This window comes from Exiguobacterium sp. SH0S7 (assembly GCF_004337195.1).
GTDB classification, from domain to species: Bacteria; Bacillota; Bacilli; order Exiguobacteriales; family Exiguobacteriaceae; genus Exiguobacterium; species Exiguobacterium aurantiacum_A.
The window spans coordinates 22,552-35,088 of sequence record NZ_SJVA01000003.1; the positions used below are offsets into that span (position 1 = coordinate 22,552).

At 52.7% G+C, this 12,537-nt stretch carries 15 protein-coding genes; 10 read left to right on the forward strand and 5 right to left on the reverse strand.

The window, feature by feature from the left end:
* Positions 1–26 precede the first annotated feature (26 nt).
* The 3 genes from mreB (at position 27) to EVJ22_RS06950 (ending at position 2,380) form a co-directional block, all read left to right on the forward strand.
* Positions 27–1,013: a rod shape-determining protein MreB gene (gene mreB / locus EVJ22_RS06940; protein ID WP_071398347.1), complete on the forward strand. Its 987-nt coding sequence runs from the start codon at positions 27–29 to the stop codon at positions 1,011–1,013.
* Between the two features lie 169 nt (positions 1,014–1,182).
* Positions 1,183–1,614 carry a DUF4275 family protein gene (locus EVJ22_RS06945; RefSeq protein WP_071398346.1) on the forward strand — a complete coding sequence of 144 codons (432 nt, stop codon included), beginning with the start codon at positions 1,183–1,185 and terminating at the stop codon, positions 1,612–1,614.
* A 4-nt stretch (positions 1,615–1,618) separates the two neighbouring features.
* On the forward strand, positions 1,619–2,380 hold the full coding sequence (locus EVJ22_RS06950; protein WP_131443555.1) for an SDR family oxidoreductase: 762 nt from the start codon (positions 1,619–1,621) through the stop codon (positions 2,378–2,380).
* A gap of 31 nt (positions 2,381–2,411) precedes the next feature.
* On the opposite strand, the gene EVJ22_RS06955 is transcribed toward EVJ22_RS06950, so the two are convergent.
* On the reverse strand, positions 2,412–3,176 hold the full coding sequence (locus EVJ22_RS06955) for a response regulator (RefSeq protein WP_071398342.1): 765 nt from the start codon (positions 3,174–3,176) through the stop codon (positions 2,412–2,414).
* Positions 3,157–4,965, reverse strand: a complete 1,809-nt coding sequence (locus EVJ22_RS06960; RefSeq protein ID WP_131443556.1) for a sensor histidine kinase — start codon at positions 4,963–4,965, stop codon at positions 3,157–3,159. Before EVJ22_RS06960 ends, EVJ22_RS06955 begins: the two co-directional genes overlap by 20 nt.
* A gap of 189 nt (positions 4,966–5,154) precedes the next feature.
* On the opposite strand from EVJ22_RS06960, the gene EVJ22_RS06965 reads away from it, so the two are divergent.
* Complete coding sequence (locus EVJ22_RS06965; RefSeq protein WP_131443557.1) at positions 5,155–7,086, forward strand: sensor histidine kinase; 1,932 nt, start codon at positions 5,155–5,157, stop codon at positions 7,084–7,086.
* A 57-nt stretch (positions 7,087–7,143) separates the two neighbouring features.
* Here EVJ22_RS06965 and EVJ22_RS06970 read toward each other — a convergent pair whose 3' ends face one another.
* Together EVJ22_RS06970 and EVJ22_RS06975 are read right to left on the reverse strand one after the other, a co-directional pair.
* Complete coding sequence (locus tag EVJ22_RS06970) at positions 7,144–7,509, reverse strand: type II toxin-antitoxin system PemK/MazF family toxin (protein ID WP_084812972.1); 366 nt, start codon at positions 7,507–7,509, stop codon at positions 7,144–7,146.
* Between the two features lie 34 nt (positions 7,510–7,543).
* Positions 7,544–7,804, reverse strand: a complete 261-nt coding sequence (locus EVJ22_RS06975) for an AbrB/MazE/SpoVT family DNA-binding domain-containing protein (protein WP_071398339.1) — start codon at positions 7,802–7,804, stop codon at positions 7,544–7,546.
* A gap of 189 nt (positions 7,805–7,993) precedes the next feature.
* On the opposite strand from EVJ22_RS06975, the gene EVJ22_RS06980 reads away from it, so the two are divergent.
* The 3 genes from EVJ22_RS06980 to EVJ22_RS06990 all read left to right on the forward strand — a co-directional run bounded on the left by EVJ22_RS06980 (position 7,994) and on the right by EVJ22_RS06990 (position 10,732).
* A complete protein-coding gene (locus EVJ22_RS06980; protein ID WP_070328167.1) occupies positions 7,994–8,767 on the forward strand; it encodes a flagellar hook-basal body protein in 774 nt (257 codons plus the stop codon).
* Between the two features lie 11 nt (positions 8,768–8,778).
* Entirely contained in the window at positions 8,779–9,564 is a 786-nt protein-coding gene (locus EVJ22_RS06985; RefSeq protein WP_070328166.1) for a flagellar hook-basal body protein, read from the forward strand.
* Positions 9,565–9,628: 64 nt separating this feature from the next.
* Entirely contained in the window at positions 9,629–10,732 is a 1,104-nt protein-coding gene (locus tag EVJ22_RS06990) for a glycerate kinase family protein (protein ID WP_233589638.1), read from the forward strand.
* A gap of 17 nt (positions 10,733–10,749) precedes the next feature.
* On the opposite strand, the gene mscL is transcribed toward EVJ22_RS06990, so the two are convergent.
* Positions 10,750–11,130, reverse strand: a complete 381-nt coding sequence (gene mscL, locus EVJ22_RS06995) for a large-conductance mechanosensitive channel protein MscL (protein ID WP_131443558.1) — start codon at positions 11,128–11,130, stop codon at positions 10,750–10,752.
* 205 nt (positions 11,131–11,335) lie between these two features.
* Between mscL and EVJ22_RS07000 the strand changes: the two genes are divergently transcribed.
* The 3 genes from EVJ22_RS07000 to EVJ22_RS07010 are packed head-to-tail and all read left to right on the forward strand — an operon-like array spanning position 11,336 to position 12,487.
* A complete protein-coding gene (locus EVJ22_RS07000) occupies positions 11,336–11,587 on the forward strand; it encodes a DNA-directed RNA polymerase subunit beta (RefSeq protein WP_070328163.1) in 252 nt (83 codons plus the stop codon).
* A 13-nt stretch (positions 11,588–11,600) separates the two neighbouring features.
* Complete coding sequence (gene fabZ / locus EVJ22_RS07005; RefSeq protein ID WP_070328162.1) at positions 11,601–12,023, forward strand: 3-hydroxyacyl-ACP dehydratase FabZ; 423 nt, start codon at positions 11,601–11,603, stop codon at positions 12,021–12,023.
* Positions 12,024–12,034: 11 nt separating this feature from the next.
* Complete coding sequence (locus EVJ22_RS07010; RefSeq protein ID WP_071398336.1) at positions 12,035–12,487, forward strand: hypothetical protein; 453 nt, start codon at positions 12,035–12,037, stop codon at positions 12,485–12,487.
* Positions 12,488–12,537 lie beyond the last annotated feature (50 nt).

The following is a 12,537-nucleotide window of genomic DNA, read 5'->3' on the forward strand; positions in this document are numbered from 1 at the left end:
GTAACGAACGGAGGAACCTACACACCATGTTTTCAAAAGATATCGGGATTGATTTAGGAACAGCAAACGTCGTCATCCACGTGAAAGGCCGAGGCATCGTCCTCGACGAGCCTTCCGTCGTGGCCATCAAGCGTTCGACAGGGAAAGTACTCGCCGTTGGTTCGGAAGCGTATCAGATGGTCGGGCGTACACCTGGCGACATCGTTGCCATCCGTCCACTCCGTGACGGGGTCATCGCCGACTTCGCGACGACAGAAGCGATGCTTCGCCACTTCGTCGAGAAGATTCAAGTCCGTGGCTTCTTCGGTGGCATCCGGATGCTGATCTGTACACCGGCCAACGTGACACCGGTCGAGGCGAAAGCGATTCGTGAGGCCGCTGAGAAAGCTGGCGCCAAAGAAGTCTTCCTCGAAGTCGAACCAAAAGCAGCTGCTGTCGGTTCGGGCATGGACATCTGGAAGCCGGCTGGACATATGATCGTCGATATCGGGGGCGGGACGACCGACGTCGCCATCCTCTCGATGGGCGACATCGTCTGCGGTGAAACGATCAAGATTGCCGGAGACCGGTTCGATACGGACATTCTCCGTGCCATCAAAGACAAGCACAAGCTCATCATCGGTGAGCGTACGGCCGAACAGATCAAAAAAGAGATCGCGACCGTATTCCCGGGTGGGCGCAACGAGACGATGGATATCCGAGGCCGAGACATGGTGCGTGGGCTTCCGCGTACAGTAACGATCACGTCAGAAGAACTCCGTGAAGCGATGGCCGAGTCGGCGAACGAGATCGTCGAAGCGACGAAGCGCGTCCTCGAACAGACGCCGCCAGAACTTGCGGCTGACATCATCGACCGCGGCATCATCATGACAGGCGGCGGATCTCTCCTTCACGGCATCGACCAGCTCGTTGCTGAACGAGTCGGTTTGCCAGTCATGATCGCCGACGAGCCGACGCTTAGCGTCGCGCACGGTACAGGCATCATGCTTGAGAACTTAGACCGTTTGAAATAAGCGAACGACTCAGTTCAAATTGCAAAATCTAGAAATAGAGAGGTACGACGTCTTTTAAGGGCGTCGTACCTCTCTTTTTTTACTGACGGCATCGCTTCGATTTGCAGGAGAAGTTGGTCTCTTGTCCTTAAAATGGATAAACTGAAGAGGAGACCGGGGGGAAACGAAGATGAATCCATTGATTGAGCGACTGACCTCTAAGGGAGTTGTGGTCACAGAGTACGAAAATCGAGGGGAACAAGCACGAGAAAAATGGAAGAATTGTTTCGTATCGATTGAAGAGCGGAGTCAATACCGACCGTATCTTTGGGAGTATCTCGTCGAAGAGATAGATGGCTGTCTCGTTGGAAAAGAGGCAGATGTCGCCTTACACCATACCGCGAAATGGAAGTGCCTCTTGTTTTTTGAACACTCCAACGATGTGCTCGAGCTCGAGTTGAGTCAAGCGCAAACGTTCGTGCGAAAAGATTTGACGGTCGCGGCAGGGGACTACGCGGACGTGTATATCGTCGACCCAACCTATACATGGACATACGTCATCCCGCACGAAGCAGACTGGGGACCATATTTTCTAATCAAATCAACAGTGAAACGGGGATGACTGAATGACACGACCACTTACGCTCATCACCGGCGTCAGCCGCGGCCAAGGAATCGGTGCGGCCATCGCCCGACAGCTTGCGGCGGCAGGTCATGATCTGTATTTGACGCACTGGAGCCCGTTTGACGGGACGGAAGGAGTCGGGGAAGACCAGGCCTTCATCGAACGCTTTGTCGACGAATTAGAGCGGTTAGGGGCCCGTGTCGCGCATGAGGCGTACGATTTGGCTTCAGGGGACGAAGCGGGTCTTCTCGACCGTGTCGAACGAGCGCTCGGCGTACCGAGCCGTCTCATCAACAACGCGACGTATGAGCGACACGTGAGCGTCGACACGTTCACGACAGAGACGCTAAGGCGCCACTATCAAGTCAATAACGAAGGGACGCTCGGTTTGACGTTCGAATTCGTCGAACGGTATCGGAGAGCGGGACATACGGACGGACGCATCTTGTTTTTAGTGTCGGGTGGGGCGGATGCATCGAACCTCGCCTACATCGCGTCGAAAGGGGCGCTTATCGCCATCACGCCGGCACTTGCGAACGGGGTCGGGCAGTACGGTATCTCGGTCAACGCGTTCGACCCGGGTCCGACCGACTCGGGTTGGATCGATGCCGCGTTTCGCGACGAACTCGTGCCGCTGTTCCCGCACGGTCGGGTCGGCACACCGGAAGATACGGCTCGCTACGTCTCATTTCTCATGGGACGTGACGGCATGTGGGTAAATGGACAGCATCTGCATGTCGATGGCGGATTCATCGGACGATAAAAAACTTCTTCCCCGGGCGGGAAGAAGTTTTTTAGTGCCACTTGTAATCTTTGTCGACGAACAGGCGAGTATTTGCTTCCGTCTGACCGGTATTCAACCAGTCGTGGTAATCACACGAACAAACGTCCTCTAAATGAAGCGAATAGCCATTGTTGATCGTTTGGACCGTGATGTTCAAGTCGAAATCTGCAAGCGTCTTCTTTAAGCGATAGATGAGGTTATAGACGTTATGGAGTGCCCGCTGCGGATCATCGATATCGGGATAGAGCGTCTCGGCGATGAGCCATTTATTGACGACCTTGTCGCGATGGTAAATCAAGTAGGCGAACAGCTCTTCGGTCTTTTGGGTCGGCCATTTGACGAGGTCACCTTCGTGCGTCTTGACGGAAAAATTGTTGAAACATTGGATCGTACACGTCCGATGATGCTTGGGCTGAAGTGTTTCTGTATACCGTTTCGAGACGCGCGGGACGAGGTCGTGAATCATTTCTTCGGTAATCGGTTTTAGCAGATAGTGGGTCGCCTGTAACCCGAACGCCTCGACCGCGTATTGGCTGTGTGCCGTCGTGAAAACGACTTGTGTCGTCTCAGGGAGGCGCTTAGCGAGGTCGAGTCCGTTCATCTTTGGCATTTCGATGTCAAGAAAGACGAGATCGACTTCTTGCGTCGTTAAAAATTCGAGTGCCTGGACGGGGTCGTTGAACGAGCCTAGCCATTTCAAATTCGGTTCTGCTTGGATGAATCGTTCCATCATCCTCAAAATATGGGGCTCGTCTTCAATCAGGATCGTCCGCATGTGTTACTGTCATCCTCTCTCGTTTTGGAAGCCGAATATGCACGTTCGTGCCGACCCCGTGTTCAGAATTCAATTTAAACGTGGCGTCAGGAAGGTAACCGATTCGGCTCTTGACGTTCGGAATACCGATACCGCTCACTTCGTGAAGCACTGCCTTCGGGTCAAAACCGACCCCGTTATCCGAGATGCGAATATCAATCATATCACCGGCGTCTTGGACGGATAACATGAGCCGTTTGACGCCGTCTTGTTTCATCAAACCATGTTGGACCGCGTTCTCAACGAGCGGTTGGATCAAGAGTGGAGGGATGAGGGCGTCGAGAACGGTCTCGTCAATCTCTTTGATGATGGTGAAAGCGCCGTCGAACCGCGTCTGCTCGATCATCAAATAAGAATCGATCACCGCGAGTTCTTGGCGGAGTGAGATATCTGTCTCCGTGCGTCCGTTCTCGAAGATGAAGCGGACGTATGTGCTCAAATGGCCAAGGAGTCGTGCGGCTTCGGTCGGTGCCGTGTAGCAGAGTGCGATCACGTTCCCGAACGTGTTATACAAAAAATGCGGCTTGATTTGAGAGTTGAAGAATGAGATCTCGCTTTGTGTGGCCAACGTTTGCACTTCTCGCTTTTGCTTTTTGTCGGTCGATAAATGAACCGGCAGCAACATGAACATGAGTAAAAAGTAGATGAGCGATAGGACGCTCGAATACAATACTTGGTTCGGATGCGTGATGAACACGTTGATGAGCTGGCCGATATAGCCGATGACCAACGCGAGCGTAAAGATTAGAAATTCAAACGGATACCCATCGTCTTTTCGTTCGAACAGCCAATTGATATTGAGTCCTGTCCAGAAAAAGGCGATTACGAGTACATAAATCCAGGCAACATAATCAAACGTCGCGTGTACACTATACGGAATGATGAGTGCGATCAAGCTGAACGCGTAAAGTGGGTAAGATGCGATGGAGAGGAAACGGCTGAACGGGACTTGCTCGAGCCGGAGTGCGAATCCGATCAGCATGGTCAGGCTAAGGAGTCCTGTGATCATACTGAACTTATGGGCGACGACATAAGTCATGGCCGGGATGAATTCGAATACGATCATTTGATCACGTGTCAACAGCGACAAGCCGATCAAGAAAAAGAAGGCGGCACCGTACAGATAGAGCGACTCTTTTCGGTGGAACATAAAAACGATCGCATAGAATGAAAAGATTAAAAGTGAAATCAAAATAATAATAAAATCGTAGGTGAAAAATTTATTTTGGAGGGCCATGATACTGCTCGTCGGACCGATGAGCAGACTGTCTTGGATGCCGGTCGGGTGTTCGTCCGATCCAGTCACTTGCATCGTCAAGCGAAAATCGGGCGTATGCGTATCGAGTAAGACGAGATAGGCGTTCCGTGAATCGGGTGTCGACGAATAGACGGGAGACACCGCTTCACTATCGATTGCGAGACGGATGTGCGGGTGGTTTCTCGGGACGCGTAACGCGTACTGGCCAGGCGGGAGAGAGACGTCGACTTCGTACGTTGCCACTTGATGTGGGGTCACGTGCGGGACGTTGCGATACGTCTGACGGTCGACTTGGTCGAGCAAGCTTGATTGAAAACGCCACGTCCCGTCAAGACGTATGATCGTGTCGGTCACTTCGGAAGCGCTCAAATCGGCAGTTCCTTGGGTGACGGTAGCTGTACTGTCAATCGATTGCCCACGTGTGAACGTGAGTCCACCTGTCAATGCCAGGAGGAGGATCAACAGCGTCAGCCCGATATATTTAGGGGTCATCAGCATGTTCCCTTCGCTATTTGTGAGTTTCTTGTGAGAAGTTATCGCTATACTGTTACTAGGTCAGGAAAAAAACTACATTTTTTAGAAAAATAGTGACTAACATCTAATTATAATACACGAATCTAGCTTATGTGAATAGCGAACATAAATAAATAAAATATAACTGATACAGAAAGAAGGCCATATATGAAACGCTGGATCGCACAACGGATTAGCCGGCAAGTCCTCACGGTGTTCTACGTTCTCATCGCTTTAATTATCGTCACCTCGCTCGGGACTTACTTTTATACGCAACAGGCAATCGGTGAAACGACGGTTGAACTCGAACGAATCAGTGAACAACGTGCGCGCGCGACTGACTTGTTCGAGACGTGGCAATCGATGCAGTATGAGATGCGCGGGCACGTCCTGCTCGGCGAGGCGTCACTGTTAGACGAAGCACGAGCGGCACAAGTCCGGATCGACGAACAGACGACGTGGTTCGAACAAAGCGCCGCGAGCGCAGAGGAAGTGACGTTCGCGACTGACGCCCGTCTCCTGTTCGCAATCTATACGTCCCGGGTCATGCCGGGACTCGAGCGTTACGTGATTGCCAAGGCGAGCGGGGAGGTCGATGAGCCATTCTTGCAGATGGCGACCGTCGGCCAACTCATGCCGCAAAACGCGAGTTCGGACCAGACACGATTCAAATTGAAGCCGACTAACGCGGCCGATATGAGCGCGAGCATCGTCGACATGGAAACGGTGTTCACCGATTATCGGTCTGAACTTGACTTTCAAGAGACCGGACTGCGCGAATCGTTATCTGAACAGCTCGCCAAAGCCCAATGGAGTTGGCTCATCATCTTACTCGGTGCGCTGTTTGCACTCTTTATCGGGCTTCAACCGTACGTTGTCCGGTTGACGAAACAGCTTCAGGCGCTCATCACGAACAGCGAACGTTTGGCGGTCGATCCGCATGCGCGGCTCGTCCCGGTCGACCCGATTCAAAATGAAGTGGGTCAGCTTTCAAGGTCGTTCAACGTGATGTCGAACTCGCTCATCCAACAGCACGATGAATTGGAGCGGGAACGAGAGAAGACGGCTCGCATCGTGCACACGATGCGGGACGCGATCGTGTTCGTCGAGACGGGAACCGAGCAGCGGTTCGCCAATGCGGCGTTATTTGATCTGTACGAACAACCGATCCCGTTTGATGACCGCCAAAGTCTTTATCCAATCGAAGCGTTTTACCGGCCGTTCATGGATCAAATCGACGATCAGGAAGGTCTCAACCGGTTCACAAATCGAGCGAAGCATGAAGGAATATTCGATGAGACGTTTACGTACTCGATGCAAGGTGGAATACGTATCATACGGATGTACGCCGAACCGATCGAACTGCAGGACGAACGTGTTGGTGTGATCTTTGTGTTGCGCGACGTGACGAAAGAGATCGAGGTCGATCGCTTGAAAACCGAATTGGTCGCGACCGTATCTCACGAGCTGCGGACGCCTTTGACATCCATCCTCGGCTTCACGGAGCTCCTCGAGCACCGTCACGTCGATGAACTGAAACGCAAGCGTTACCTAGGAATGATCAGCAGCGAGACGAGACGGCTCGAACGGCTCGTCAGCGACCTGCTTGACGTTCAAAAGATGGAAGCGGGAAAAATCCAGCAAGCCTTTAAAGTCGAAAGTTTGTTCAATCTCCTCTCGGACGTCCTTGAGGTTCATGCGGGATCGACCGAGCTGCACGCGTTCCATTTCGAGTGTGACGAGGAGATACGTGTCTCGGGGGACCCGGCCCAACTACGCCAAGTGTTCTCGAACATCTTGAACAACGCCATCAAGTATTCACCCGACGGCGGGAATATTGCCGTCAACGTATCATGTGAAGGGGACGTCATCCGAGTCGCCATCGAAGACGAGGGCATCGGGGTGACAGCAGAAGACGCCGAGCGACTATTTGAAAAGTTTTACCGTGTACAGAATGAACAGAGCCGCAACATTGGAGGCACCGGCCTTGGGCTCGCCATCTGTAAAGAGATCATCGAATCCCACGGCGGGACGATTTCAGTCCGTTCTAAACCAGAGCAAGGGACGACGATCATCGTCGAACTGCCGATTGTTGAATGATAAAAAGCGAGCCTGCTTCGTGGTTGAAGCGGACTCGCTTTTTTGTGTACATTGAACTCATACTCGAGTAATTGAACACTCTCCTAATATGGCAACGGCTACGATTTCTTGAACTTGCTCAACGACTTCTGGTGGACAGTCGGTCGCTGCTTTCCACCGTCTTGCCTTCCAGTCAATCGATTTTGCTTGGACTACATTGATATAACCGCTGACTGGCAAGTCGTCTGGTATGCGGACAAATAATGGCTTTTCGGTATGGGTGATTGGACAGACGATACAAAATCCCGTTTGATTGAAGTCATTTTGACTGATGACTAAAGCAGGCCTCCGTTTTTGAATTTCTGAGCCGGCGCTAGGATCGAAATCAAGATAACCAATTTGACCGACGAGTGGACGATCATGTTTGACTGATGGTGACGACATGTTAATGGGTTCCCTTCAAAAGTAAATAGGATTGTTATTCTGCTTCTTGACCGACTTCTCCAAGAATGACTTCGTTCATGTCCGCATATGTGTCCTCATCGATATCGGCAAATACATTTTTCAGTATTCTTGGTTTTTCGAATGGGGTAAGGATGATGGTGCCGTCGTGATGCTGCTGAATATAATACTTGTCCCCAATATCGGTAGACATAGCTTTTGGCAGTGTCACACCTTTCGAACCTCCTACTCTTCTAACTACGACTTCGGATCGTTCTTTCGTATGACGACGAGACATCACATTCTTCCTCCTTTAGAAATGCGTATAATTGTATTTTAATCATAACATAATAAATATTATTTACTACATTGAATGATGAGCAGCATTGTTCATTATTTTTTGTCTTTTTTTTGAAAAAGGGTGAATGATTCCTTCCTTTGGTACGATATAAGAAGTAGAAACTTTAAGGATGAAGGGAAGACGAACATGTTACGTGGACTTTATACGGCGGCGGGCGCGATGAACGCGCTTCAGCGGCAACAAGAGATATTAAGCAACAACCTTGGAAACGTTCGGACTCCGGGATTCAAGGCATCAAACGGTGTCGTCCGGTCGTTCCCTGAACTATTGCTCGCCGAGGTGAGCCATCCTGGTAACGACCGTTCGCGTGTCCAAGGCGAGGTCGGCACGCTCTCGACCGGCGTGTATTTGCAGGAAACGATGCCACGCTTCTCTGCTGGAAGCGTCACGGCGACGGATAGCCCGACCGACGTATATTTGAAAGTTCCGGCTGACTTTACAGGCGCCGCCATGTTCGCGGTCGAACAGAACGGGGAGGCGCTCTATACGACGAATGGCCGCTTCTCGGTCGACGATGAGCGGTTCCTCCGCTCGGCGGACGGTGGGTACATCTTGTCTGATACGGGTGAACGTATCCAGTTGCCGTCTAGTGACTTCGAATTGTCAGGCGACGGTCAAATCACGTCGCTCGGTCAAGACGTTGCGACGCTCGGGGCGGTTCAAATCGATGATTTGGCCACGCTCGAACAAGTCGGGAACGACTATCGCGTCAACGGGGGAGCAAATCCCGCTGCGAACGTCCAGTTCCAACAAGGCTATATCGAAGAAGCAAACGTTGACCTTGACCGGACGATGGCTGACCTCATGGTGACGTACCGTCAGTTCGAGGCAAACCAAAAAGTCGTCCAGGCGTATGACAAGAGTGCCGAGCGGGCCATCGAAATCGCTCGGATTCGATAAGGAGGAAACCCATGCAGTCCATTTATAACTCGGTCTCGTCACTAGCCCAGCTTCAACGCCAGCTCGATGTGACCGGCCACAACATCGCGAACGTCGACACGGTCGGCTTTAAACGCCAGCAAGGTCACTTCGCCTCGCTCCTTTCGCAAGCGTATGACAATCAGCCTCGGGCCGAACTTGAAGTCGGCCGCGATACACCGAACGGGATCCGCATCGGTGTCGGCGGTCACGTCGGTGACATCTCCCAACAGTTCAACATCGGTCAAATCAAGAAGACGGACCGAGGTCTTGACGTCTTCTTGCAGGCAAGCCGCCAGTTTTTCGTCGTCGAGACGGAAGACGGGATCGGTGTGACCCGGAGCGGTAACATGCAGCTCTCGGTCGGCAATGACGGGACGACACTTTCTGACGTGAACGGCAACGCACTTCTCGGTGCAGATGGCAACCGCATCGTCACGCCGAACGAAGCGACGAATCATCGCGTCCGTCAAGACGGGGTCCTCGTCGCCAGCGTGAACGGCGTCGAAGAAGAGTTCGGTCGCCTCGACATCGTCGAGGTACGCAACACGTCGGAACTTCGTCCGCTTGGGAACAACGTCTATTCGGCTGATCTTGATATCGAAGTCGACCGTCCAGTCGGGAATCTCTTATTAGAGGGGACGCTCGAATCATCGAACGTCGACTTGATGAAAGAGATGACCGATATGACGATCACACAGCGTGCTTACCAGATGAACTCCCGGGCGCTGTCAATGAGCGACCAGATGATGGGGCTCGTGACGTCACTTCGCCCATAACATTGACCGCTTCTCTTCTGAGGAGCGGTTTTTCTTTTATAATTGAGATGAAGGAGGGAACGGTATGAGAATTATTGTGGTGATGGATTCGTTCAAAGGATCGTTGACGAGTCAGGAAGCGAATCGGGCGGTGCGACGGGCGCTTGTGGGACATGACGTCGTCGAGATCCCCGTATCGGACGGGGGCGAAGGGTTTCTCGACGCCTGGCTAGCGACACATCCGGAAGCGAATGCGGTCGAACAGGAAGTGACTGCGCTCGACGGACGGGTCCGTCAGGCGCGCTACGGATGGCATGAAGCAACACGAGAAGCGGTCGTCGAAGTGGCGGAAGCGTCCGGATTGATGCTCGTCGATCGGTTCGACCCGTGGCGGTACAGTTCTTACGGGACGGGGATGCAACTCAGACAAGCGATCGAACGCGGAGCGAGACGCATCACGATTGGTCTCGGCGGCAGTGCGACCGTTGATGGTGGCAAGGGCGTGCTCGAAGCGCTAGGCGTCCGTTTCCTCGATGAGTCCGGACGAGTGCTCGAACCGTTCCCGCACGGACTCGAGCGCGTGAAGCACGTTGACTGGTCCGGTCTGATGCCGGAGGCGAAGCACGTCACGTGGCGAATCGCCTCGGACGTGATGAACCCGCTCCTCGGACATGCGGGCGCGGCGACCGTGTTCGGTCCACAAAAAGGTCTGGCACCAAGTGACGTCGGCCACTATGACGACTTGATGAGCGCTTACGCTGCTTGTTTCGATCACGCCGATACGGCGATCGCCGGGGCGGGAGCAGCTGGAGGAATCGGTTTTGCAATGTACCAACTCGGGGCGACGTACGTGAATGGCATCGAGGAAGTGATGCGTTGGTCATCGTTTGACGCGCAGCTGCATGGGGCCGATTGGTTGATCACGGGAGAAGGTCGCTTCGATGAACAATCGCTTCATGGGAAAGCCCCGTATGGTTTGGCTCGTTTTGCGCACGAACATGGTGTCCCGACACTCGTCTTCACCGGCCAGACCGACATGACGGCACTCCCGGAAGTCGGGATTGAAGCCATTTTCCCGCTCATTTCCCGGGTCATGACGCTTGAGACGGCGATGATGGAAGCGGCACCGCTCTTGACGAACGCGGTCAGCCGAGCGTTTCGACTAATTGAAAAAACGTCTAAACCGTGACGGTTCAGACGAATGACTCATAGCGGACGGTTTTTAAGCAGATCGCGAATCTCTGAGAGCAACTGTTCTTCGCGCGACAACTCTGGCTCTGGCGTCTCTTCGATCGCTTGCTCGCGCTTCAGGCGATTGATCCCTTTGACCATCATGAATAAGGCGAAAGCGATCAGGAAAAACTTGACGATCTCTTGCAGAAAGTTGCCGTATGTGACGCTGACGCCGAGCACGGTGACGGCGAGCGTCGAGAAATCGATGCCGCCAATGAGGATACCGAGGAACGGCATGAAAATATCGTTGACGAGCGACGTGACGATCGCCGTGAAGGCGGCCCCGAGGATGAAGGCGACAGCAAGGTTGATCATATTACCTTTGATGGCGAAGTCCTTGAATTCTTTCCACATGAAATGAATCCTCCTTTTACAATGAATACCCTCACGTTAGCATATTATTTAGGGCAAGCCGTATCTTTTTTCGCACGGACGCTCGACTGCCAGAGGACGGGGCGCTTGTTCGACATTTCTAGATACGTTACACTTATAAAGAACTTATGAAACAATTTTAATACCTGGTACTAATATGTTATAATCAGATCAGCTGAAAGGATGAATGGACGTGACGAACGAAGAACAGAAGGGCTCGGAAGAAAAAGAGCCTAAAGAGCGGACGGAGCGAAAGCGCTTGTCGAACAACCGCCGTTTCCCGATCTTGTTACGCATCATCGTTGTCTTGATCTTGGCCGCCGCGATGCTCGCGATCGGTGCCATTATCGGGTACAGCGTGATTGGCGGAGGCGAGTGGAGAGACGTGTTCAACATCGACACGTGGCGCCATATCACCGATTTCTGGCTAACATCATAAGGGTGGTGGAACCATGTACACGATTGAACAGATTAAAGAAGTGATCCCGCATCGGTACCCGTTCTTGCTCATCGACCGGATTCTTGAGGTCGAAGAAGGCGAACGGGCCGTCGGTTTAAAAAATGTGACGGCGAACGAAGAATTCTTCAACGGACATTTCCCAGACTATAACGTCATGCCGGGCGTTTTGATCGTCGAAGCACTAGCCCAAGTCGGTGCGTTCGCGATGCTCAAACAAGAGTCGAACCGAGGTAAGCTCGCGTTCTTCGCAGGCATCGACAACTGTCGCTTCAAACGTCAAGTCGTCCCGGGCGACCAGTTGCGCCTCGAGGTCGAGATCTTGAAGGTGCGTGGTCCGATTGGTAAAGGACGTGCCGTAGCGACGGTCGACGGAGAAGTGGCGTGTGTTGCAGAACTGACTTTCGCCTTGAAGTGAGGGGAAACGAGATGCGTGTATTAGTGATTGCCTTGATGCTTGGATTAGCGACAATTGTCGGATGCCAACAGATGAAGACAGAAGAAGCGACAGAAGAGAACGTCGTCTTCGAACAGACGGCGGGCGATGCGATGATCGACAAGCGGGCCGGACAGTCTGAATCGATTGCCGTGTCGCTCGAGCGGACGAACAGCTCGACGATGCTGTTCACGATCCGAATGCTCGAAGACCGTCGGCTCGACCCGACGACGGTGATCAGCTACGAAGTCGATGGCACGCGCGTACCGATCCCATTCGGTGAACTCGTCGCCGAGCGTGAAGGTGACGTGCGGACGTACGTCTATCAAGCCGACATGAACCCTGAATTGTTCGTGCCGGAGACGCTCCCGTTGTTCCATATCGGAGAAGAAGGTGAGGCGGAAGTCTCGATGCCGCTCGAAGCTGTGAATTCGACAAATGAATAAAAAAACGGATGATTTTGTCGAAAATCGTCCGTTTTTTGTTTACTCTTTTT

Bases quoted from the DNA above. Each gene is read 5' to 3' on its own strand.
- mreB (WP_071398347.1), top strand. From the start codon at position 27: ATGTTTTCAAAAGATATCGGGATTGATTTAGGAACAGCAAACGTCGTC.
- EVJ22_RS06945 (WP_071398346.1), top strand. From the start codon at position 1,183: ATGAATCCATTGATTGAGCGACTGACCTCTAAGGGAGTTGTGGTCACA.
- EVJ22_RS06950 (WP_131443555.1), top strand. From the start codon at position 1,619: ATGACACGACCACTTACGCTCATCACCGGCGTCAGCCGCGGCCAAGGA.
- EVJ22_RS06955 (WP_071398342.1), bottom strand. From the start codon at position 3,176: ATGCGGACGATCCTGATTGAAGACGAGCCCCATATTTTGAGGATGATG.
- EVJ22_RS06960 (WP_131443556.1), bottom strand. From the start codon at position 4,965: ATGACCCCTAAATATATCGGGCTGACGCTGTTGATCCTCCTCCTGGCA.
- EVJ22_RS06965 (WP_131443557.1), top strand. From the start codon at position 5,155: ATGAAACGCTGGATCGCACAACGGATTAGCCGGCAAGTCCTCACGGTG.
- EVJ22_RS06970 (WP_084812972.1), bottom strand. From the start codon at position 7,509: ATGTCGTCACCATCAGTCAAACATGATCGTCCACTCGTCGGTCAAATT.
- EVJ22_RS06975 (WP_071398339.1), bottom strand. From the start codon at position 7,804: ATGTCTCGTCGTCATACGAAAGAACGATCCGAAGTCGTAGTTAGAAGA.
- EVJ22_RS06980 (WP_070328167.1), top strand. From the start codon at position 7,994: ATGTTACGTGGACTTTATACGGCGGCGGGCGCGATGAACGCGCTTCAG.
- EVJ22_RS06985 (WP_070328166.1), top strand. From the start codon at position 8,779: ATGCAGTCCATTTATAACTCGGTCTCGTCACTAGCCCAGCTTCAACGC.
- EVJ22_RS06990 (WP_233589638.1), top strand. From the start codon at position 9,629: ATGAGAATTATTGTGGTGATGGATTCGTTCAAAGGATCGTTGACGAGT.
- mscL (WP_131443558.1), bottom strand. From the start codon at position 11,130: ATGTGGAAAGAATTCAAGGACTTCGCCATCAAAGGTAATATGATCAAC.
- EVJ22_RS07000 (WP_070328163.1), top strand. From the start codon at position 11,336: ATGGACGTGACGAACGAAGAACAGAAGGGCTCGGAAGAAAAAGAGCCT.
- fabZ (WP_070328162.1), top strand. From the start codon at position 11,601: ATGTACACGATTGAACAGATTAAAGAAGTGATCCCGCATCGGTACCCG.
- EVJ22_RS07010 (WP_071398336.1), top strand. From the start codon at position 12,035: ATGCGTGTATTAGTGATTGCCTTGATGCTTGGATTAGCGACAATTGTC.